This window comes from Phytobacter sp. MRY16-398 (assembly GCF_003925915.1).
GTDB classification, from domain to species: domain Bacteria; phylum Pseudomonadota; class Gammaproteobacteria; order Enterobacterales; family Enterobacteriaceae; genus Phytobacter; species Phytobacter diazotrophicus.
In genome coordinates this window covers 112,305-131,036 of the sequence record NZ_AP018757.1, presented here as the reverse complement: position 1 = coordinate 131,036, position 18,732 = coordinate 112,305, and the positions used below count along the sequence as shown (strand labels likewise).

Annotated in this window: 22 protein-coding genes; 6 read left to right on the top strand and 16 right to left on the bottom strand. The window is 50.5% G+C overall.

Annotation, left to right across the window (positions count from 1 at the left end; all coding sequences use genetic code 11):
• Positions 1 to 547 precede the first annotated feature (547 nt).
• From MRY16398_RS29650 to MRY16398_RS29625, 6 genes are all read right to left on the bottom strand, one after another.
• Entirely contained in the window at positions 548 to 958 is a 411-nt protein-coding gene (locus tag MRY16398_RS29650; RefSeq protein ID WP_047368823.1) for a DUF1380 family protein, read from the bottom strand.
• A 108-nt stretch (positions 959 to 1,066) separates the two neighbouring features.
• On the bottom strand, positions 1,067 to 1,267 hold the full coding sequence (locus tag MRY16398_RS29645; RefSeq protein WP_047368824.1) for a hypothetical protein: 201 nt from the start codon (positions 1,265 to 1,267) through the stop codon (positions 1,067 to 1,069).
• Between the two features lie 44 nt (positions 1,268 to 1,311).
• Complete coding sequence (locus tag MRY16398_RS29640; protein WP_047368825.1) at positions 1,312 to 1,743, bottom strand: antirestriction protein; 432 nt, start codon at positions 1,741 to 1,743, stop codon at positions 1,312 to 1,314.
• Between the two features lie 411 nt (positions 1,744 to 2,154).
• Positions 2,155 to 2,571, bottom strand: a complete 417-nt coding sequence (locus tag MRY16398_RS29635) for a DUF1380 family protein (protein WP_047368826.1) — start codon at positions 2,569 to 2,571, stop codon at positions 2,155 to 2,157.
• Between the two features lie 55 nt (positions 2,572 to 2,626).
• On the bottom strand, positions 2,627 to 2,848 hold the full coding sequence (locus MRY16398_RS29630) for a hypothetical protein (protein ID WP_047368827.1): 222 nt from the start codon (positions 2,846 to 2,848) through the stop codon (positions 2,627 to 2,629).
• Entirely contained in the window at positions 2,845 to 3,537 is a 693-nt protein-coding gene (locus MRY16398_RS29625; protein ID WP_047368828.1) for a DNA methylase, read from the bottom strand. Before MRY16398_RS29625 ends, MRY16398_RS29630 begins: the two co-directional genes overlap by 4 nt.
• A gap of 454 nt (positions 3,538 to 3,991) precedes the next feature.
• On the opposite strand from MRY16398_RS29625, the gene MRY16398_RS29620 reads away from it, so the two are divergent.
• Positions 3,992 to 5,425 carry a DNA cytosine methyltransferase gene (locus tag MRY16398_RS29620; protein WP_125125749.1) on the top strand — a complete coding sequence of 478 codons (1,434 nt, stop codon included), beginning with the start codon at positions 3,992 to 3,994 and terminating at the stop codon, positions 5,423 to 5,425.
• Positions 5,426 to 5,459: 34 nt separating this feature from the next.
• Here MRY16398_RS29620 and MRY16398_RS29615 read toward each other — a convergent pair whose 3' ends face one another.
• The 3 genes from MRY16398_RS29615 to MRY16398_RS29605 all read right to left on the bottom strand — a co-directional run bounded on the left by MRY16398_RS29615 (position 5,460) and on the right by MRY16398_RS29605 (position 8,586).
• Positions 5,460 to 6,668: a type II restriction endonuclease gene (locus MRY16398_RS29615; RefSeq protein WP_125125748.1), complete on the bottom strand. Its 1,209-nt coding sequence runs from the start codon at positions 6,666 to 6,668 to the stop codon at positions 5,460 to 5,462.
• Positions 6,669 to 7,040: 372 nt separating this feature from the next.
• Positions 7,041 to 8,000: an IS110 family RNA-guided transposase gene (locus tag MRY16398_RS29610; RefSeq protein WP_125125747.1), complete on the bottom strand. Its 960-nt coding sequence runs from the start codon at positions 7,998 to 8,000 to the stop codon at positions 7,041 to 7,043.
• A gap of 352 nt (positions 8,001 to 8,352) precedes the next feature.
• Positions 8,353 to 8,586 carry a hypothetical protein gene (locus MRY16398_RS29605; RefSeq protein ID WP_223883550.1) on the bottom strand — a complete coding sequence of 78 codons (234 nt, stop codon included), beginning with the start codon at positions 8,584 to 8,586 and terminating at the stop codon, positions 8,353 to 8,355.
• Between the two features lie 124 nt (positions 8,587 to 8,710).
• On the opposite strand from MRY16398_RS29605, the gene MRY16398_RS30775 reads away from it, so the two are divergent.
• Positions 8,711 to 8,896, top strand: coding sequence for a hypothetical protein (locus MRY16398_RS30775; RefSeq protein WP_158643682.1), 186 nt, complete (start codon positions 8,711 to 8,713; stop codon positions 8,894 to 8,896).
• Here MRY16398_RS30775 and MRY16398_RS29600 read toward each other — a convergent pair.
• The 5 genes from MRY16398_RS29600 to MRY16398_RS29580 form a co-directional block, all read right to left on the bottom strand.
• Positions 8,877 to 9,698 carry an N-6 DNA methylase gene (locus MRY16398_RS29600; protein ID WP_047368829.1) on the bottom strand — a complete coding sequence of 274 codons (822 nt, stop codon included), beginning with the start codon at positions 9,696 to 9,698 and terminating at the stop codon, positions 8,877 to 8,879. The genes MRY16398_RS30775 and MRY16398_RS29600 overlap by 20 nt on opposite strands.
• On the bottom strand, positions 9,698 to 9,970 hold the full coding sequence (locus MRY16398_RS29595) for a hypothetical protein (RefSeq protein ID WP_047368830.1): 273 nt from the start codon (positions 9,968 to 9,970) through the stop codon (positions 9,698 to 9,700). The genes MRY16398_RS29600 and MRY16398_RS29595 overlap by 1 nt, the downstream gene beginning before the upstream one ends.
• Positions 9,971 to 10,341: 371 nt before the next feature.
• Positions 10,342 to 10,590: a hypothetical protein gene (locus MRY16398_RS29590; RefSeq protein ID WP_047368831.1), complete on the bottom strand. Its 249-nt coding sequence runs from the start codon at positions 10,588 to 10,590 to the stop codon at positions 10,342 to 10,344.
• Positions 10,591 to 11,007, bottom strand: coding sequence for a plasmid partitioning/stability family protein (locus MRY16398_RS29585; protein WP_052958799.1), 417 nt, complete (start codon positions 11,005 to 11,007; stop codon positions 10,591 to 10,593).
• The gene (locus MRY16398_RS29580) at positions 10,994 to 11,950 is read right to left on the bottom strand and encodes a plasmid segregation protein ParM (RefSeq protein WP_047368832.1); all 957 of its coding nucleotides are present in this window, start codon (positions 11,948 to 11,950) and stop codon (positions 10,994 to 10,996) included. Before MRY16398_RS29580 ends, MRY16398_RS29585 begins: the two co-directional genes overlap by 14 nt.
• A gap of 412 nt (positions 11,951 to 12,362) precedes the next feature.
• Here MRY16398_RS29580 and MRY16398_RS29575 point away from each other — a divergent pair, with 412 nt between their 5' ends.
• The 3 genes from MRY16398_RS29575 (at position 12,363) to MRY16398_RS29565 (ending at position 14,736) form a co-directional block, all read left to right on the top strand.
• Entirely contained in the window at positions 12,363 to 12,620 is a 258-nt protein-coding gene (locus MRY16398_RS29575; RefSeq protein ID WP_047368833.1) for a hypothetical protein, read from the top strand.
• 413 nt (positions 12,621 to 13,033) lie between these two features.
• Complete coding sequence (gene umuD / locus MRY16398_RS29570; RefSeq protein ID WP_047368834.1) at positions 13,034 to 13,462, top strand: translesion error-prone DNA polymerase V autoproteolytic subunit; 429 nt, start codon at positions 13,034 to 13,036, stop codon at positions 13,460 to 13,462.
• The gene (locus tag MRY16398_RS29565) at positions 13,462 to 14,736 is read left to right on the top strand and encodes a Y-family DNA polymerase (protein ID WP_047368835.1); all 1,275 of its coding nucleotides are present in this window, start codon (positions 13,462 to 13,464) and stop codon (positions 14,734 to 14,736) included. Before umuD ends, MRY16398_RS29565 begins: the two co-directional genes overlap by 1 nt.
• A gap of 220 nt (positions 14,737 to 14,956) precedes the next feature.
• Here the strand turns inward: MRY16398_RS29565 and MRY16398_RS29560 are convergent, their stop codons facing one another.
• Together MRY16398_RS29560 and MRY16398_RS29555 are read right to left on the bottom strand one after the other, a co-directional pair.
• Complete coding sequence (locus tag MRY16398_RS29560; protein ID WP_047368836.1) at positions 14,957 to 15,922, bottom strand: ParB family protein; 966 nt, start codon at positions 15,920 to 15,922, stop codon at positions 14,957 to 14,959.
• Complete coding sequence (locus tag MRY16398_RS29555) at positions 15,922 to 17,127, bottom strand: AAA family ATPase (RefSeq protein WP_047368888.1); 1,206 nt, start codon at positions 17,125 to 17,127, stop codon at positions 15,922 to 15,924. Before MRY16398_RS29555 ends, MRY16398_RS29560 begins: the two co-directional genes overlap by 1 nt.
• Before the next feature lie 850 nt (positions 17,128 to 17,977).
• Here MRY16398_RS29555 and MRY16398_RS29550 point away from each other — a divergent pair.
• Positions 17,978 to 18,688 (top strand): replication initiation protein, encoded by a 711-nt coding sequence (locus MRY16398_RS29550; RefSeq protein ID WP_047368837.1) that lies wholly within the window; start codon positions 17,978 to 17,980, stop codon positions 18,686 to 18,688.
• Positions 18,689 to 18,732 lie beyond the last annotated feature (44 nt).

Genomic DNA, 18,732 nt, shown 5'->3' with positions numbered 1-18,732 from the left:
TGCTACAGCAGCCCTCCGCGTGAGGACAGCAGTGGGAGATGGCCTCACCGGACTGACAGAATGCACACACACGACCCGGCAACGTCACACCGCCGGGTCGCCCTTAAAGCGCCGGCGCCCGTCGCCGGCGCGGTGAGAGCGGCGCGTCCCCCGGACGCAGCAAGCGCGCCCCGGACGTTGCCATCGGACACTAGCGAGCAGCCCGAAACCCGAAGGGGTTCGGCGGAGCTTAGCCGGCGGCCTGCCGCCGGGTTAGCGGAGTGTGGCCCTGACGACCCGGCCGGCACGGACGGGAAGCCGAAGGGGGCCATGTTCAGGCTGTTTTCAGTGAAGCTGGCCGGGTGCCAGAGACAACGGCAGACCACAACCCACCGGAACAGGACGCATAACGGCACTGTCTGCACGACATCCCGGCAGACCTGCATAACTGAACGATGTAAGGTGGGGAGAGACGCCGCGCCCGTGGCGCGGGGTTTCCCGCACCGCCGCGCAGCGGCAGGGTTTTCCGCCGTCCCAAAGGGGGGCACCGGGCTTCCCTGCCCGTCTCTTATTTGCCCAGCGTTTTTCTCAGAGCGTCCAGTGCCCGGGCCTCATCCGGGTAGTTGCGCGCGGCCGCCCCCTCTCCCCCCTGTATGTCCTCCAGTCGCATAAATTCACCTGCCAGCGCCAGCACATTTTTCAGCGCGGCGGCAGGCACACTGATTTGACGGTGCCAGGCTTCTTCCTCACGCAGGTTTTCCAGAATGCACACGAGGGTATCCTCCCCCACGCCGCACACATGCTTGTCATCCAGACTGTCAATCAGCGCGACGATGCGCGCCGCCATAATCTCAGTCACGTGGTATTCAGCCAGGCAGTCCTGCACGTCCTCTTTTGTCCAGACAATCAGTGCCAGCGGCTCATCCGGTTTGTATTGCTCAGTCAGTGCGGCGCACAGCGCCTCAGTGGTTCCGTACATATTTTTTCTCTCTCAGGGGCGGCAACGCCGCCCGGTCAGACTATCGTGCTCATCAGGGCACGGCAGGTACTGGTGAACAAAAGCGGGAGTCCGCTTTTTTACGGTGTTCTATTCGCGTGGAACAGTCCGGCCACCCTGTATGATGAACTGGTTGCATAAATACACGCTGACCTGGCATGTCATGTATTCACACATCGAATCGAGGATTTTTGCGGTAGTGACGGGAGGCAGCTCCATGTCCCGGCGGCGTTGGTTAATCAGTTCCTTGTACTGCCTGAGAATATTGCGGGTATCAGTGCTGAGTTCCATGTTTATCTCCTGGGGGGCGGCAGCGCCGCCCCGTTGTGATTCTGTCAGTCCAGCGCGCGCTGAATAACAGCGGCATCCGGGTGGGTTTCAATAAACGCCATGAGCGCTGAAAAGCGGTTGCAGAAATGGGCGCACAACTCGTCATTGTCATGGTGACTGTGATAAAAACTGCGGTGATTGAGCACCAGTGCCGTCACGATGATGCCCGCGACTTCGCCGCTCACCTCCTGCTCAAACCAGTTATCCGGGTTGCAGAACATGACAGTTTCCCTGTCCGGCACCATGAAACCTGCACCATCCGGCAGGCTGTAGTACTCCCAGAATCCCCCGTTGTAGCCGTCGATATACCGGCTGGCATAGGCATACACGGACAACTCGGACAACATGAAATCGCTGCTGAACAGGGACGGCAAAAAAGTCAGGCGCTGTGCGCCGTCAAGACGTGTCGCATCGGTGTGGCTGAGTGTGGTGATCATAAATCCTCCGCTGGTTAAGTGGGTTACTGTTCCGGCTTGCGCCGTGCCGACACGACAGCCCGGCGGTCAGCGGAAGAATGCAAGGGCGACACCGGAAGCCGCACGCGCCGTTGTGAGCGGGCTGAATGCGCCGCGAACAACGGGGAACGGGTGAGGATGGCGAGCGCCAGCGTCCCTTGCAGGCGCCGCAGCCGGGCTACAGTGAAGGCACGGCGTTAGCCGTCACCGCACGGAGGTCAGCATTATCAGTGGTCCGGTCGCAGCCCGCAGGGATACGGCCGGACATCAGGGAGGAGCAGCGCGACACCCTTTTTCCCGTAAGGCGTCGCCCGCCAGGGTGAAGCCGGGTAACAGCGGAGCCGGCGACAACCTTATGGGCTGCAAAAAGCCGGGGGAATCCCCCCGGCCTCATCAGGCGGCCATCAGCGTTTTGATGGTGTCCACATCCTGCATGGCGCGTTTAATACTCACGGGTGTCGGATGCCCTTCTTCCCATGCAAGCCCTTCCTGGTGCACCAGTTCGGCTTCATGGCGGGCAATCAGGCGTTGCAGGACATCCACCGGGACCGGTACTGTCCGGGTTGCATCTTCCCGGATACGTGCCAGCAGGGTTCTCACCGTCTCATGCGAAAATCCGTCTCGCTGGTAGTCCGCCATTGAAAGGCTTCCGGCCTGCAACATGAGTTGTTCTGTTTCCTGGTCTGACGGGTGCATACTGTTGCAGGCGGCCCGGATACTCTCTTGTGTCCAGATGAACAGCAGCAGGGGCTCTTTCGCTTTGAACATACGGACCAGTTCGTCACAGGCTTCTTTGCGGTTACGGTACATCGTGATTTCCCTCTTTTTTGTCAGTTGACCGGGCATGTCATGCCCGGCAGTGGTGTTAGTCCTGAAAACTCTCGTCCAGCTCCAGCATCTCCCGGTAGGCCTCCAGAAAACGGGCATTGATCCGTCTCAGGGTCTGAGCGGCCATGCGTCCGGCCAGCGTGGCCGAATCATGCCGGTGCTCTGATTCCAGACGGTTCAGCATCATCCGGACGTCACACATGGCGTTGCTGAGCGCTGCGACGTCGGCGCGCAATGCTTCCAGTCCCGGGTAATTCATGCGGCCTCCGGCCAGTCAGGATGAAAGGCGCCATCGTTGGCCGCCGGCATCCGGCGCGCCCGTTCGACCTGCGCCAGACGGCGGACGCCGGCGGCGTGGTATTCCTCAAGCAGTTCGATGCCGATATAACGACGGCTGGCTTCGGCGGCTGCCACGCAGGTCGATCCGGAACCCGCAAACGGGTCGAGGATGATCGCACCCGGGCGTGTGAGGGATTCGATGAGCGGGCGAAGGCTCTGCACCGGTTTTTCCGTCGGGTGGTGGCGGTTGCCCGTGTATTTCCAGGGAATGACGTCAGGGATGGGGCAATCCGGTGTCTGCGGCCGCCCTTTGGCCAGCAGATAGGCACTTTCGTGGGTGTAGCCCACAAACGTGGATTTCGAGGCATACGTTTTGGCAAATACCACGTGCCCGACAATCCGGAAGCCGGCCTGTTTCCAGGCGTTAATGAACAGATCGGCACGGTTCCACGCGTAGAAACTGACCATCAGGCTGTCCTGTTTCAGCACGCGGTACATCTGCTGGCAGGCAGGCTCCAGCCATTCCGGCGTGTTATCGCCGGCGAGCGTGCGGCCTGAACGGTCGCGGTAGCCGACGAGATACGGCGGATCGGTCAGAATAAAATCGACGGCACGGGACGGAAAACGGGACATGACCTGCACACAGTCACCCAGGATAAAACGGGACATAGCACTCTCCTCTCTCATATGCGGCACCCTCTTGCGCCGTGCCGACACAAAAGCCCGGCTTTAAGCGGCAGGCGAAAAGGGCGTCACCGCAAGCCGCACGCGCCGCTGTGAGCGGGCTGAATGCACCGTGAACAGCGGGGAACGGGTGAGCAGTTGTGTTTGATGTCAATCTGGAGGGGTAATAGATGAACAGCAGCAGTAATAGATAAATGTCCGCTATACTGACAAAGTGGATCTTAAGTCCGTGTAAAATCCTCCCTATAGCCTCTTTTAATTTCCATATCACAAACAAAGTAGCCTTGGTAACTACCTATCCTCTCAAGAGCACTATCTTCAATATCCCTTAGGTGCTGTAGACACCAAGAAGATGTACTGTTTAAATATCCAGACAAAACAATTCCCTCTGGGTTAAATGAGTGATACAGTTTCACCCATAAGACCCAATGGAGGCATTATGTCTGAATTTGAATTACTGGCGCAGGACCTGCTTGAGAAAGCAGGGATGGAGGAAAAACTGCGGCAGGAAAATGATAAGAAACTGATCGAGCAGGTACTGGAAATCTATGATCAGAAGTACGTGGCCGAGCTTCTCAGAAAAGTAGGCAAAAACGAATGGAGCCGCGAAACCCTTAACCGCTGGATTAATGGCAAGTGCCCACCAAAGTCGCTGACTTCTGCTGAAGAAACTCTTCTCCGGAAAATGCTACCAGAACCGCCTGCACATCATCCGAACTATTCCTTTCGGTTCATTGACCTGTTTGCCGGTATAGGCGGTATACGAAAAGGTTTTGAGACCATTGGTGGCCAGTGTGTTTTTACCAGTGAATGGAATAAAGAAGCGGTGCGTACTTATAAAGCCAACTGGTTTAACGATGAGCAGACACACAAGTTCAATCTTGATATCAGGGAAATCACGCTCAGTGATAAACCTGAAGTGTCAGAAATTGATGCCTATGCACACATTGATGGCCATATACCGGATCATGATGTACTTCTGGCTGGCTTCCCATGCCAGCCGTTCAGCCTTGCTGGCGTGAGCAAGAAAAACTCTCTTGGTCGTGCACATGGTTTTGAATGTGAGGCACAGGGAACGCTTTTCTTCGATGTAGCACGTATTATACGTGCAAAACAACCGGCCATCTTTGTTCTGGAGAACGTTAAAAACCTGAAGAGTCATGACAAGGGCAAAACCTTTAAAGTCATCATGGAAACCCTTGACGAACTGGGCTACGAAGTTGCAGATGCGGCTGTTGCAGGTAAAAACGACCCTAAAGTCATCGACGGCAAGCACTTCCTGCCTCAGCACCGCGAACGTATTGTTCTGGTAGGTTTCCGCCGCGACCTGAATATTCATAATGGCTTTACCCTGCGCGATATCAGTCGTTTTTATCCGAAACGACGTCCTTCATTGGGCGAGTTGTTGGACTCCGTGGTTGACAGTAAATATATCCTGACACCAAAGCTCTGGGAGTATTTGTACAACTACGCCAAAAAGCACGCGGCAAAAGGGAACGGCTTCGGTTTTGGTCTCGTCAACCCTGAAAACAAGGAAAGCATTGCCCGTACGCTTTCCGCACGCTATCACAAAGACGGGTCTGAAATACTGATAGACCGCGGCTGGGATATGGCTATAGGTGAAACAGACTTTGCAAACGAAGAAAACCAGGCACGTCGTCCGCGCAGGCTAACTCCCCATGAGTGTGGACGCCTTATGGGATTTGAGAAACCGGACGGCAAACCTTTCCGTATCCCGGTTTCTGATACGCAGTCATACCGACAGTTCGGTAACTCTGTCGTTGTACCGGTATTCGAAGCCGTTGCCAGATTGCTGGAACCTTATATTCTGAAAGCTGTATCTGCCGACGCCGATGAGGGTGAAAAAACCTGAGCAATCCTCCCGGCATTATATGCCGGGAGCTTACTTAGGGAAGTTCAGCGTAAAGCCCAGAAAGCTCAGCAATGAACGCACCAAGTGTCATCAATTCCTCTCTGATCGCTTCCGGATATTTTTTATGTAGCGGAGACGGAACAACCAGCCTGACCCCCGCATCCTGCATTTCCCTGTACTGTGCCTGAGATACTCCCTCCTGCAACGTAAACAGGTGTACCTGATGGATTTTATCTGCTTCGTTCAGTATTTGGCGCCATCGATCTTTACAGGTGGTCTTGACCGCCAGCATGCGTAGCTTTTCCCCCGGAAACGAATCGTCATGGTAAGCTTCCGCTGAAGGGAACAGAAAGTCCGGTTTTTTATTGCCTTCAGTGACTGCCTGCGTGGCAAATTGTCGCAGGCCATGCTCAATGAAAAGTTGTTCCAAATGCAACTCTAGTGATTTGCCTGCACGGGATTTACGGCGATTACTGACGGAGTTGGCCAGCGCAATAAATTCATCCACGGAGCCAAATCCCCTCCGAATGATGTCCAGAACGTGAAATTCTTCAACCAGCAGAAAGATGTCATACTCGATGCGCCTACGATCGATAAGTTGCTCATCCGGGTCTTCGGAATTTTTCACGTAATGAACGCCGGCATACTGAATAATTTCATTTCCAGACGGAAAACGCCGCTTCCAGTCTTCAGGAATATCGTATGTATGATTTACAGGTACATACTGAATAGACAGGCCGCCCAGAATTTGTCCGGCTGGCCCGGAGATAAAAGTGCCGGGAATAATTTCGCCTATAGCGGCCTCAATAATGTCCTCTTCATCAGGACTAACGCAGACCCAAATATCTACCTCCGAACAATCTCCACCCTGTTCATCGAGTCTAAAGGCCAGAAGCGTCAAAGCTCCGGTATTTTCAGGGTCTTGTAGTGGGCTTCCTCTTCCCCAGCGCGTGATGCGTTTTTCGTTTCGGGTCTTACCAAAATGACGATTGTTATAATAAATTGCTCGAGCTTCGCTGTCCGGACAATCATGTGACGACACGTGGGCAGTGAGAAAGACCGAAGGGTTCAACTCAAGAGTATGGTTGATGGACGGAAACAGTTTTTCAACGATTCCAGAAGGAATATAAAGCCCGACCTGATGACCACCTGTTGCGCCTGTATCGTTGGCTGACAGACGTTTGATGTAGACAAAGTACTTTCCGTCTGCAATTTCAAGCAGCCAGTCATGAAATACCGACATAGGCCCCACCTCTGTATTTGTTACCCTGAAATTCGAATTACTATTTTTTCATAGTTATACAGAAGCAGCCAGTAGCCGATGTTTAGAAGAAGTATGCCTGACGCGCAATTGACGTACTATGCCTCCCCCGGAATAACGATGTCATCATGGAGCTGGCCTCATTTAACCCTTCGGTTACCCTGAAATAGGATGCAGGGTTTCGTGTGCCGACAAAGGAGCCGCCTATCGATCCACAGCATGACTCTCCTGTAGACTGATAACCTCCCCCCTTTGTTTTGCACAGGCTAGCCCACAACGTCTGCTTATGACATAAGCAGACTATCAGGGAGCGCCCTGATAAAGTCATGCCAGCCGAGTGTGAATGTTTGAAAATTAGGTAGTGTGAAGACCACCAGTATCCCCATAAATCCAATCTTTTTGATCGCGGAACATGGCATTTAGTATCGTAATGAACTTTCTTATACAGGCAGTAAGAGCCACTTTTTTTGGTTTTCCCCTTGCTAACAGTCCGTTAAAGAAAGCTTTGATTTGAGGATTAAAGCGCACCGCTGAAAGCATGGCCATAAAAAGGGTAGCGCGCAGACCAGACCTTCCCCCCCAGATCGCCCTTTTCCCTCGAAGTTGTCCACTGTCTCTGTCATAAGGACAAACGCCAACCAAAGCTGAAACCTGCCGACGAGTAAGGGATCCTAGTTCTGGAAGCTGTATCAAAAGTGTGGCCTGCGTTATGGGCCCTATACCTTTTACCTTTTCAAGCAACCGACGTTTCTCATCCAGAGTTTCATCCAGGCGAAGCCGTTGCTTGATTTCAGCATCCAGATTATCAATCTCAACACAGAGCCATTCGATGTGCCGTTTGATTCCTTGCTCAATATAAGCCCCGCATCGTTCTTTGAAACGGTTGGTTTCCATCACACGGCTTTGAATTAATTGACGCCGACGGGTCAAAAGTACGGCAAGATATTGTTGCCCTTCGCTTTTTACCGGTCTGAATTGTGGCGTCATGCGTCGACCATACTCGCAAATAATTCTCGCGTCGATTGGGTCACTCTTTGCCACCCTGCCCATCGCTCTGGCAAAATTCTTTATTTGACGAGGATTAATTACAGCAACAGGAAAACCCGCTGCAGTTAGCATTATTTCAGCAGTACAGTGATACCGGCTTGTTGCTTCCATTATAATTCCAGTCACAGCAAACCCGCTTAGAGCTTCCTGTAATTCAAGAACTCCCGTAGCTGAATTTTCCAGATGTAGTAACTGCCCGGTAGTGTCGATAAATACTTCCAGAGTGTTTTTAGCTACATCTATACCGATCGTGGTTTTATCACTCATGTTCAGTTCTCCCAGCCTTGCAGATACGGGCTGTTTGCACACCCCGGCAATTGTTCGGGCTAATACTGATACTGATGTTGCGCAATGATGCTCACCCACGGGCTCATATCCCTGGACGACGGACGTGCTGCAACACCAGGTAAGACACAATGAGTGTATACGTTTCTCATTGTGATACTAAACATACAAGGATGACGGCGTCAGCGCACCCTTAGAGACGACGCGGCCGGGCTAGCGTGAAGGCACGGCGTGCAAACACACCGGCGCCCGTCACAACGGGGGACGGTTCTGTCGCGGAGCGCAGCGACCTCCTTTCGCAAAAGAGGCCGCCCGAAGGCGACCGGCAGGCTTACTACTCCCGCATCCTTTCGATGGCCATCTCCAGTGTGTACCAGTTGAACCCCACCTCTGCATCATGCTGGTCGTCGGCGATTTCCATCGCCGCCTCAATGTCTTCATCTGTCAGCGAGGGATCGAGAGAAAGAAAATCCTCCGCCAGCCAGAACGTCCCCAGACAGAGGGCATCTTCCGGGTATCTCTGCAACCGCGCGATAAGGCCGGCAATGGTCATTGGGGATCTGTGCATGTTTGTCTCCGGTATAGTGCGGCCAGACAGGATTGCCTGCGCCGTGCCGGCACACAAGCCCGGTGAAAAGCCGAAGTCGGAGGGGCGACACCGCAAGCCGCAGCGCAAAACCTTTACGGGCTGAATGCGCCGTAAAGGGTGCGAACGGGTGAGGATGGCGAGCGGCAGCGGTACCCGGATGACGATGCGGCCGGGCTACCGTGAAGGCACGGTGCAGGTGGAAGCATATCCGGCTCCGGCTGGCGAATTTCGTCAGTCCGGAAAAAAGCGGGCCAGGCCCGCTTCGGATATCAGCAAAGCCGGGACATAAATGCCCGCATGGCCTGGATGCGCTCATGCGACCGTATCCGTTCCTGCCAGTCATTGAAGAACCAGACTGGAGTATGACGCGTCAGGTTCATCTGCAGTGTCAGGGTATTGCCGGTGTTCACCGTGGCCGGAATGCCCAGCAGGCTGAGTTGCACAAACGTCATGTCTGCCGCCAGTGGATCGATATCAATGGTGGTGACCAGAAGCTGTGTCGCGGGATTCAGCCCGGCCTGCAGCATAATCTCCGCAAATGCAATGACCATGCCCCCTGCCCCGCTTGTTGGCTCCTGCAGACTGATAAAGGGGCAGGATTTCAGCTGCGCCAGTAAGTCACCGGCGGCCAGCTGCGCCAGCAAAGATGAAACGGAATGCGGCGTGAAGTATTGCCCCATCTCATCGGCTCCCAGCTCAAGCTCCATGTAAACCGAACCCAGAAAATCCTGGTGCGCTTCTGAGAGCGCAGCGACCATGAGCGAAAACAGCGTATGCATCCGGTCGATATCCGACGCTTTATAGCGGGCGATAATCTGGCTGCAGCGCGCCCTGCTTTCCGGCGTGTGAATGCGGACCAGATCCAGTTCGCTGGCCGCCAGGGTGACAAAATCACGAAAGACCTCACTGCGCCGCAGATACGTCGCTGTCTGGCAGAATTCATCAATGAAGGCCTGCCGCGTTTGCCCCCGGACTTTGCGTGCAGGAACGCTAACAACTGCGGGCAGTGCCCGGGCAGCTGTCAGGTCTGAAACGGGTACTGATGGCGTGATGGCCATATCCGGTGCATCAAACATAGAGAGCTGAGACATTACGCCCCCTCCCCTGGCAGCGTGATAAAAAGACCGTCCATGGGTGCAGCTGCAGCAACAGGATAGCCTGAGACAATCCAGACCTGCAGATAATCCGGTCCCGCATCCCAGAAGGCCACAAGTTCTTCGCTGTCTGCCGGTGGGGTGAAATTATCCGGGAACTGCAGACCGGGCACAGTCATGATCCAGTCAAACAGGTCCAGGACCTGGTCTGTTGAAAGTGATGATTCTTTAGATTCTTTTGCTGCGGTGTTGACGTTTTTCTGTGACATGTTGGATTTCCTCCGGGTTAAGTTGATGTTTCTCTGAGTTCCTTCGCCGCAGAAACAGGCAACCCACACGGAGACAAGGAGGATGCAGGGAGAACGACAAAGCCGCAGCCCGGAGCCTGCGAAGGGACCGGGTGCCGTCGTTCAGCTCTGCGGTCCTTGCAGCCGACGGCCGTGTGGGACAGTCCTGTGCGGTGAAGAACGGGAGAGACATCAGTTCGGGGACAGAACAGGTCACAGTTCCGGAACGCAACGCGTGACGGGCTAAAGCGTGCCGGTACGGCACAGTGAAAGCGACATGGCCAGAGGCCATTGTCAGCGCATAAAAAAACCCGCGGAAGCGGGTTTATGTGTCGCAATATGAGAAGGGTTGGTTACTTTTTCTTTTCTTCCACAGTCAGTATCACCCCGCCGCAGATCAGCAGGGCATACACCAGTTGCAGTATGATTTTCACGGCAACCGACACATCATCAAACATTACAAGCGGGACGATCGCCAGAGTGCTGGCAAGAAGCATATTCTGCCCCACCGACTTCATGCGGGTCCGCAGCTGCTGTTCTGGCACACCGGCCTTAAGGAACATGGTTGCAGTAACGCTTTTAACCCGGGAGGTGAATGTCATTTACATCCCCTTTTTAGACTGGCCAAACATCGCCCTGGCATTGTCGCGGGTCTCGTCATCAGACGGAGCCGGTAACCTGTCTTTTGAGTCGCGATCCTGAACCACTGTCGCTGCTGGCTTACGGTTAACCAGCCCCTTCATCTCTTCGGGAAATACAGCCTGCATCACCATCACCATTTCTTCGAAAGTGGTGTTTTCGTTCAGCAGCTCGGCCAGCATATTTGCCAGCCGGGGATCCTGTTTACGCAGCGCAAAACCAGCCAGCATCGTGGCACGCCAGACACGGCCCCTTTCTCCCTGAGAGATTCTGTCTATTTCATCACAGACATAGCGCTCTGCCTCACTGCTCTCCGGGTTCAGGTAAAACATAATCTTGCGACGGGTATCCGGTTTGTCCATGTTCTCAGCCAATTTCATGCATGCCATTCACCAGGTCATATTGCGGACTCTCGCTGATGAAAAACCTGTCTTCACGTAGCCCACAATGTTTTTTGACCGCACCGGCGATGAGTTCAGCACCGCCACCAATAACCATAACATGAGAATACCCGTTAAAGCTGCTGATCGGCTCAAGAACACGTGTGATCAGGCGCTGATGTGAATCATGGAGTGCCGCCTTCACAAGCTCAAGACGGGAGAGATCATTAATACGCTTACTCAGGAATTCCTCATCATGGCGGTGGATAATGATTTCATCCGCAAGAAGGCTGCTGCTGCGGGTACGGGCCATACTCAGTGCAGCGCGCACGTCCTGGGTCATCAGCGAGACGCCCAGTTCCGGGTTGCCATAAATACGTGAAATACCGCGCATACGCGCCCTGACATGAGAGATATCGAGCGTGGTCCCGCCCAGGTCAATAATCAGCATTGAATCCAGATCATCCAGGTCCTTCACCACGCTGTAGCCTGCCGGGATTGACTCAGGCATTACGTCGACGTTGCGGATAACAAAGGTTTTCCCGCCATTCAGCGTCACCGGCCGCATCAGGCTCTCCTGCTTGCGCCGGATATTTTCTTCGCAGGGCTGGTTGTCACGGTTGTAAAACTCGGCGAGCGGCAGCGTGACAACAATATCCACTTCCTGTGGTTCAATTCCCGTTTTCAGGAGGGCGTGGTGAACGGCCACCACATTCACGTCACTGTACTGCCAGGCCACATTGGTGGTCACCAGAGCGTCCGCGCTGATGGGATCGAAGGAATACTGCTCACCGTTAAAGGCGTAGTTAAACACCGGCTCTGAACCGAAGGTCACCGCCCACTCACGCTTAAAGCTGTTGGGGCTGATAAGCCGTTTGACTTCGTTGCCGTCCGTCCACTGCATTTTGATATTGGTGGAACCATCATCGATAAAGAACTTCATGCTGTGACTCCTGAGATTTTTTGGTATATGTAATAGTCATAAAAAGGTAATTATATGAGATAAATAAGAGAACTATTTATACAGTACACCCTAAAAGGGACGTTATCAATACAAAAAAGAGATAAATTAGAGAACTATTAGTAATTAATTGGAGACTTCACAGAGAAAATTTGTGTAAGGCAATACTGATTTGTAGAGCTTGAGAACAGTGCATCGGCAACGACAATGTCGCCGTGATGTGCCGGCACGCTGGATAAAAGAGGGCTGGAGAGCTGAGGGAATTTTCTATATGCACCGCAGAGAGAATTACCCCGGCCAGTTTGATCGTTTTCATCGCTTGAAATCGCGTGTTGCACCAGTAGTAGCGTTGGCTCTGGCCTGCTAAATAGAGCTTTCAACCGGAGGAAAATACATGAGACTTGAAGCTTTTCAGATAAACAATATAGTCAGGGATGATCTGGGTATTTTTACAGACGGGGTGATTATTCGCGACAACCATGTGTTAATTACGCTGAATCTCCCAGATGGCCAGAAAACCGCTATTGAGGGTGAATGGCGGCATATATCGGACGCCGATAGACTGTTAGATCGTATTGAAATGCTGCAATATGCGATTTATGAGCAGTATCAGGAATATAGAGCAATTATTCCTGCCAGATGGGCCAGATAAAATCACCGGCGAGCAGGACGTTCGCCAGTGGCCTTTTTTAATCCCTCTCATTTATCCCCGCTTCCCGTGGTCAGCCCGCTGATGCAGTACACCATTCATTACCCACATGGTTATCCCCCGTTTCTGTGGATAATCAACCTCTAGCAATGCGGACTGACTACCGGAACAACGCATCCTGTGTCATCCCCAAAAGCCGTACAGTCCTCCCCTGACCCGCTGCCCCCCCTAAAAATTCTTTCACACCTGGACAGTCCGGCACTATCGGAAAAAATGACCAGACAAAGAGCCCCTGAGACTCTATTTATTTTTGATGAAAATACAGCCAATTAAACTCCGGACGCACGATTGATCTTGAAACCTCAGTAAAACAAGAAATAATACTGTATATAAATACAGTATAAAAAGGAGGTTTTATGTTTCATTTTACTCGCCCGGCTATCAACCCGGAGCCATTCACAGCCCCTTTGTTTACGGAACGGTGCCAGGCCGGGTTCCCCAGTCCAGCCCAGGACTATGTTGAAGCAGAACTGGACCTGAATGAGTTTTGTATCCAGCGACGCAGTTCAACCTATTTTGTCCACGCAATAGGTAACTCCATGACCGATATAGGATTACACTCGGGGGATTTACTCATTGTCGATAAGGCTGAACGGGCACGTCACGGCGACATTGTCATTGCCGAGGTGGATGGAGAATTTACAGTAAAACGTCTGCTTTTAACTCCCCGCCCTGGCCTGCAGCCCATGAATCCTTCTTACCCTACTCTCTGGCCAGACCCGGAACACCTTCAGATATTCGGTGTGGTGATGGCATTCGTGCACAAAACCCGGGGACATGACTGATGTTCGCCCTTGCTGACGTCAATTCATTCTATGCAAGCTGTGAAAAGGTATTCCGGCCCGATCTTCGCACTGTTCCGGTAGTGGTTCTCAGCAATAACGATGGTTGTGTAATTGCAAGGTCGAAGGAAGCCAAGCAGTTAGGTATAAAAATGGGGATTCCCTGGTTCCAGCTGAAGAATATGCAATTTAGTGAAAAAGTGTACGCGTTTTCAAGCAATTATGAGCTCTACGCGAGCATGAGCAATCGTGTTATGAGCCATCTGGAAGAACTGGCTGTCCGGGTGGAAGCCTACAGTATTGATGAAATGTTCCTGGATATTCGCGGCATCGATGCCTGTATGAGCTTCGAGGATTTCGGCCGTCAGCTGCGCGAACATGTCAGGAACGGTACCGGCCTGACCATTGGTGTCGGTATGGGGCCTACCAAAACGCTGGCGAAGAGCGCTCAGTGGGCCTCAAAGGAGTGGACGCAGTTCGGGGGCGTTCTGGCCCTGACTCCCGGAAACCCTAAGCGAACGGAAAAAGTACTCTCTCTGCAGCCGGTCGAAGAAGTCTGGGGAGTCGGGAACAGAATTGCCAAAAAGCTCAGCATCATGGGCATTAAATCTGCACTACAGCTCGCACGCTCCAATACAGCTTTTATCCGGAAAAATTTCAGCGTCGTCCTCGAGCGCACTGTTCGGGAACTTAACGGAGAGAGCTGTATCGCGCTTGAAGAAGCACCACCGGCTAAACAACAGATTGTCTGTAGCCGGTCCTTCGGTGAAAGGATCGTTACGCTTGAGGGCATGAGGCAGGCAATATGTCAGTACGCTGAGCGTGCAGCAGAAAAATTACGCGGAGAACGTCAATTCTGCAGTCACATCTCAGTCTTTGTTAAATCATCCCCGTTCGCCGTAAACGAGCCGTATTACAGCAACGTAGCCTGCGAAAAACTACTTACCCCTACTCAGGATACCCGTGACATCATTGCCGCATCCCAGAGAGCGCTGGAGCGTATCTGGCGTGACGGCGTGCGGTTTGCCAAAGCAGGTATCATGTTGAATGATTTCACTTCGTCAGGGGTAGCTCAACTGAATCTGTTCGATGAACAATCGCCCCGGCCACACAGTCAGGAGCTAATGGCTGTTCTGGACAGTATCAACCAGTCGCGACTCGGACAACTGTGGTTTGCCGGCAGAGGTACTGCTCCTGAATGGCAAATGAAACGAGGAATGCTTTCGCCAGCTTATACCACGCGCTGGAAGGAAATTCCGAAAGCCAGGATCGGTTAAGCCCTGAGAATGCAGGCAGTGCTCGCCGCAGCCGAGTGACCGGGCAAAGCACGCGAGTGAGCGAGGAAGCACCAGGGCGCTGAGCTATATTTTACCTCTTACGCTCTGAGTACAGTTGAAAGCAAAGCTATAGGTTTAAAATCATGGCGATTTCACTATGAAATTCTATCGGAAAACGATAGTAAAACATGATGTTACAGTTGAAATCGCCATGGCGAATTTAACTTGAAAAATGCTTTTTAAGGATTGATTCGATCGCATTATCTATATCGTTTTGAACCTCTTTAGACATACGGTTGAATTCATAGGTAAGGTTGCGACCTTTGATTTTCTTGCGCGCGAATTTATCCTTTTCATCAAAATCCCAAAGAGGTGTAACTACTGCTTTATCTTTCAAAGGTGGCGAAACTAAAGATAGAGAAGTTTTAGATATCAACTTGAGCACTGCGTTTTTTTGTTCATCCTCAGCAAAACTGTCATCAGCGATAATGCTGTCCAGCTGGCTGGCTATATTCTCTACCAACACTTGGTAAGAGATTTGTTTTTGGCTTAATGACAGATCAATATCAAGTAGCGCTTTATAGTCACTAAATGATAGCTCTGATTGGATTGGAAAAAGCGAAATCAACTCTTGTGGTACCGCCGCCGCCTGCATCGCTCTTGTTACTTTAGCTTGAGAGAGTCCTTCCTGTTCAGCGATCTGTTTCTGACTCAAACCTGTTTCTTTCATAGCCAAAAGTCTGAGACCTATTTCACGAAGGTTATGTTCTTTGGCAGTCTGAATATCTTTGGCAAGTTGTCTTGCTTCTTCGTACGTTAACGACTCCGTTGTCGTCATCACATCGAGTGGAGCATGCACAAATATCGCAGCAGCCCGCCTGCGAGAACCATCGAGTATTTCAATTTTTTCTCGTTCTGTTACCCCTATACATGGGAAGAACTGCTGTAACTTGATGGTCTTGATAATATCTTTAAGAGATTCTTTTGTAAGAGCAGCCTGATCTCTTCCATTTGTTTCTTGTTTAACAAATGTTTGAGTAGAAACATCCGAAGCTGGAACTGTCATAAAACTAAATTTTACTTTACGCCCGGTTTTGAGTGTAAATATTTGCGTTCTTCCTTCTGCTGCCGTTGGCTCAACTGACAGCTGGGTATTTAATTGCCTTCCTATAGTTTTTCTCGACATTATTTACCTCCGTTTGAACGAACAAACTCAATCCGATCGAAGACTGCTTTAGCAAAGTCCTCAGCTGCTAATTTCGCATTCTTGAGTGCATCACTGCTTCCATCATATGTGACCGGATTGGCTGATATAACAGTATCAAATGTCTCCCCACTTCGTTCAAAACCATCCAGCCTGGGTAGAACCGCATCCAGCATGTCAGCACCAAAAACTTCCTTTGCCTGACTTAAACAAATTTTATGGTCAGGTTTATTCAGTATTTTTGACATGTAACCTATGTTTCCGATAAGCCGACATTCATGCCCTTCGGCCTCAATGCTTCCAATTAGATCAGGAAGACTCGCAACGAATTTCAGTGAAGAATGAAAATCGATGGTGGCAGGGGGAAGCGGGGTGAGGAGGATGTCAGCCGCTCCAATGCCATTTTTAAGGAAAGCATCAAGATGGGGACCAGTATCAATAAAAATAAAATCGTAATCTTTTTCTAACTTATCGATGATATTTTCTCTGAGCACCGCATGTATGTTTTGACCTGGCAAATTATCGTTGCACAGTTCTTTCCACCGTTCAGCCAAAAAAGCATCATCAATTGAAGCCGGAATAATATCGACTCCTGGAATCGTGGTTGGAACGATAAATTCTGACATCAGTTCTTCACGGCTTACATTCTGAAGCATTGCCTGAGCAGCCGTCTCTTCAACCAGGCCAACTGAAGATTCATGGCGAAGTAACATTGTCAGAGAAGCCTGAGGATCAAAATCGAGTGCTAAGACTCTGATATCTTCATAGAGAAGATGCGGGTGAGCCCTGAATGCATGTGCAAGCGTGGCTGTAGAAACAGATTTAGACCCACCACCTTTAAGATTCGCAACAAAAATTGTGAAAGCTTTTGGATGACGATCTCTGTACTTTGGTACTCCACGGTGTCGATATAAATCGATGACGTTTTGTAACGTCATCGCATACTTGACGGTATTCCCAGATGGTTTTTTATTGAATTCATAGCCATCTGATTCCATTTCATTCACAGCGTATTCAACACTGCCTTTGCTTAGCTTGGGTAATTTATAGAGAGATGCTTTGCTGTATACCTGGTAAAATTCATTTTGTTTTAATTCCTGTTTTTCTTCACGAACGTGTTCACTCAATGAAGTCAACATTTTGTGTGCTCTTGATGCTACCTTCTTCAACTGATCTAAGTTTCGCATGATGTTTACCTGATGACGTTTTTTGTCATTTTGACCAAAAAGCTTCATGTTGCAAGATATTATTCATGAGATTTTGGTATTTAGCACATTTCTTTCGAGGTAGTGTTCAACGGGGCATGTCTTTGGTTTAAGCATGTGGGAAATACCCCAACTTGGAATGCAATTTAATTACTATGGGAAAGAGGCCAAGTTCTTGTAAGGGTTATTTGTGGGAAACACCCCAAGTAAACAAGTTGTGGTACAAAGTTCCGTCTATCCAGTCAACGAACAGTATCCTGTACTTCCAAGCAGATAATCAGCTCCGTTGACTAATTATGGGAAACTGGCCAACTTATAAGTCAAACATTTATACCGCTCGCCGCAGACAAATGACCGAGCAGAGCGAGCGAATGGTCGAGGAAGCGGAATATCCACGGAGTATCAAAATGCTCTTACGCACAAGTAGAAGACTGACTGGATCATGTAAAATATGGGGAATACCCCAAGTTCTCTTTTAGTTTGTTCACATATCCACAGGCTTATTTTTAAAGGCATTTTTATTCTTTTTCATTTTTTTATAATTTTTCTACTTTTTAGCATTGCTGCAAGCCTTGGTATTACAGGCCTCAGGAGGGGGATCTATGGGAACGGGGGCAAGTAACTATGGGAAAAGCACCGAGTTTATATGGGATTTACACCAAGTTTATATGGGGAACACCCCAAGTTATCATGGGAGATACCCCAAGTTACTATGGGAAACACCCCAAGTTTTTCACTCCATGTCACTCTGTGGATAACTCGTTGTTAAAACTTGTCGAATCACAACTATCATGCCATGATATGGGTACTTCAAATCTTACCCATACAGAAAATGACAACTTCAACTGCTATAACTGCTCAAGCAAAAAAAGCAGTAAACATCAGTCAATCCAATGAATTGACTGAGGCTGCTTATCATCTTCCGTTACAGGCAAAACGAGTTTTATGGTTATGCCTTATGCAATGCTATTTCAACAAGGAGAACCCTGAAGAGGAGTCTCCAGTCTTCACTATTACTGTTGCCGATTATCAAAAGTATTTTAAAGTCGGTGTTGATACGGCATCTGGCGATGTTAAAAAGGGAGTGAATCTTCTCGCGGAAAGCAACGTAACTTTTTATCCAAAAGAAGGGGAATTTGAAGAGCTTAAACGTCCCTGGCTTGCGGAAGCGGGTCTAAAACGGGGTAGGGGAAAATGGCAAATCGAATTCAACTATAAAGTCATGCCATATCTTATGGGGCTAACCAGCCAATTTACAACCTATTCCCTGTATGATTGCGGCAAGCTTAAGAGCGTTAAGGTAATTCGTTTATACGAAAGCCTTTGCCAGTATCGTCAGTCTGGAATATGGATAACTACACCAGAATGGCTTTCTGAAAGGTTCATGTTACCAGCTTCGCAAAGGACAAATATGGCGGAGATGAAACGAACTTTTCTTAATCCGGCGCTTAAGAATATTAACGAAAGTACTCCCCTTAAGGCATCAATGTCTCAGGATGACAACGGGAAGCTGATTTTTACAATCTTGGATAAATCGGCCTGAACTTGGGGTATTTCCCATCAGGGCATCGAGAAAGAGAAGTAAAG

What these genes read in the sequence shown, in the direction of transcription:
- MRY16398_RS29650 (WP_047368823.1), bottom strand. Translation starts at nt 958, where the DNA reads ATGTACGGAACCACTGAGGCGCTGTGCGCCGCACTGACTGAGCAATAC.
- MRY16398_RS29645 (WP_047368824.1), bottom strand. Translation starts at nt 1,267, where the DNA reads ATGGAACTCAGCACTGATACCCGCAATATTCTCAGGCAGTACAAGGAA.
- MRY16398_RS29640 (WP_047368825.1), bottom strand. Translation starts at nt 1,743, where the DNA reads ATGATCACCACACTCAGCCACACCGATGCGACACGTCTTGACGGCGCA.
- MRY16398_RS29635 (WP_047368826.1), bottom strand. Translation starts at nt 2,571, where the DNA reads ATGTACCGTAACCGCAAAGAAGCCTGTGACGAACTGGTCCGTATGTTC.
- MRY16398_RS29630 (WP_047368827.1), bottom strand. Translation starts at nt 2,848, where the DNA reads ATGAATTACCCGGGACTGGAAGCATTGCGCGCCGACGTCGCAGCGCTC.
- MRY16398_RS29625 (WP_047368828.1), bottom strand. Translation starts at nt 3,537, where the DNA reads ATGTCCCGTTTTATCCTGGGTGACTGTGTGCAGGTCATGTCCCGTTTT.
- MRY16398_RS29620 (WP_125125749.1), top strand. Translation starts at nt 3,992, where the DNA reads ATGTCTGAATTTGAATTACTGGCGCAGGACCTGCTTGAGAAAGCAGGG.
- MRY16398_RS29615 (WP_125125748.1), bottom strand. Translation starts at nt 6,668, where the DNA reads ATGTCGGTATTTCATGACTGGCTGCTTGAAATTGCAGACGGAAAGTAC.
- MRY16398_RS29610 (WP_125125747.1), bottom strand. Translation starts at nt 8,000, where the DNA reads ATGAGTGATAAAACCACGATCGGTATAGATGTAGCTAAAAACACTCTG.
- MRY16398_RS29605 (WP_223883550.1), bottom strand. Translation starts at nt 8,586, where the DNA reads ATGCACAGATCCCCAATGACCATTGCCGGCCTTATCGCGCGGTTGCAG.
- MRY16398_RS30775 (WP_158643682.1), top strand. Translation starts at nt 8,711, where the DNA reads ATGCGCCGTAAAGGGTGCGAACGGGTGAGGATGGCGAGCGGCAGCGGT.
- MRY16398_RS29600 (WP_047368829.1), bottom strand. Translation starts at nt 9,698, where the DNA reads ATGTCTCAGCTCTCTATGTTTGATGCACCGGATATGGCCATCACGCCA.
- MRY16398_RS29595 (WP_047368830.1), bottom strand. Translation starts at nt 9,970, where the DNA reads ATGTCACAGAAAAACGTCAACACCGCAGCAAAAGAATCTAAAGAATCA.
- MRY16398_RS29590 (WP_047368831.1), bottom strand. Translation starts at nt 10,590, where the DNA reads ATGACATTCACCTCCCGGGTTAAAAGCGTTACTGCAACCATGTTCCTT.
- MRY16398_RS29585 (WP_052958799.1), bottom strand. Translation starts at nt 11,007, where the DNA reads ATGAAATTGGCTGAGAACATGGACAAACCGGATACCCGTCGCAAGATT.
- MRY16398_RS29580 (WP_047368832.1), bottom strand. Translation starts at nt 11,950, where the DNA reads ATGAAGTTCTTTATCGATGATGGTTCCACCAATATCAAAATGCAGTGG.
- MRY16398_RS29575 (WP_047368833.1), top strand. Translation starts at nt 12,363, where the DNA reads ATGAGACTTGAAGCTTTTCAGATAAACAATATAGTCAGGGATGATCTG.
- umuD (WP_047368834.1), top strand. Translation starts at nt 13,034, where the DNA reads ATGTTTCATTTTACTCGCCCGGCTATCAACCCGGAGCCATTCACAGCC.
- MRY16398_RS29565 (WP_047368835.1), top strand. Translation starts at nt 13,462, where the DNA reads ATGTTCGCCCTTGCTGACGTCAATTCATTCTATGCAAGCTGTGAAAAG.
- MRY16398_RS29560 (WP_047368836.1), bottom strand. Translation starts at nt 15,922, where the DNA reads ATGTCGAGAAAAACTATAGGAAGGCAATTAAATACCCAGCTGTCAGTT.
- MRY16398_RS29555 (WP_047368888.1), bottom strand. Translation starts at nt 17,127, where the DNA reads ATGCGAAACTTAGATCAGTTGAAGAAGGTAGCATCAAGAGCACACAAA.
- MRY16398_RS29550 (WP_047368837.1), top strand. Translation starts at nt 17,978, where the DNA reads ATGACAACTTCAACTGCTATAACTGCTCAAGCAAAAAAAGCAGTAAAC.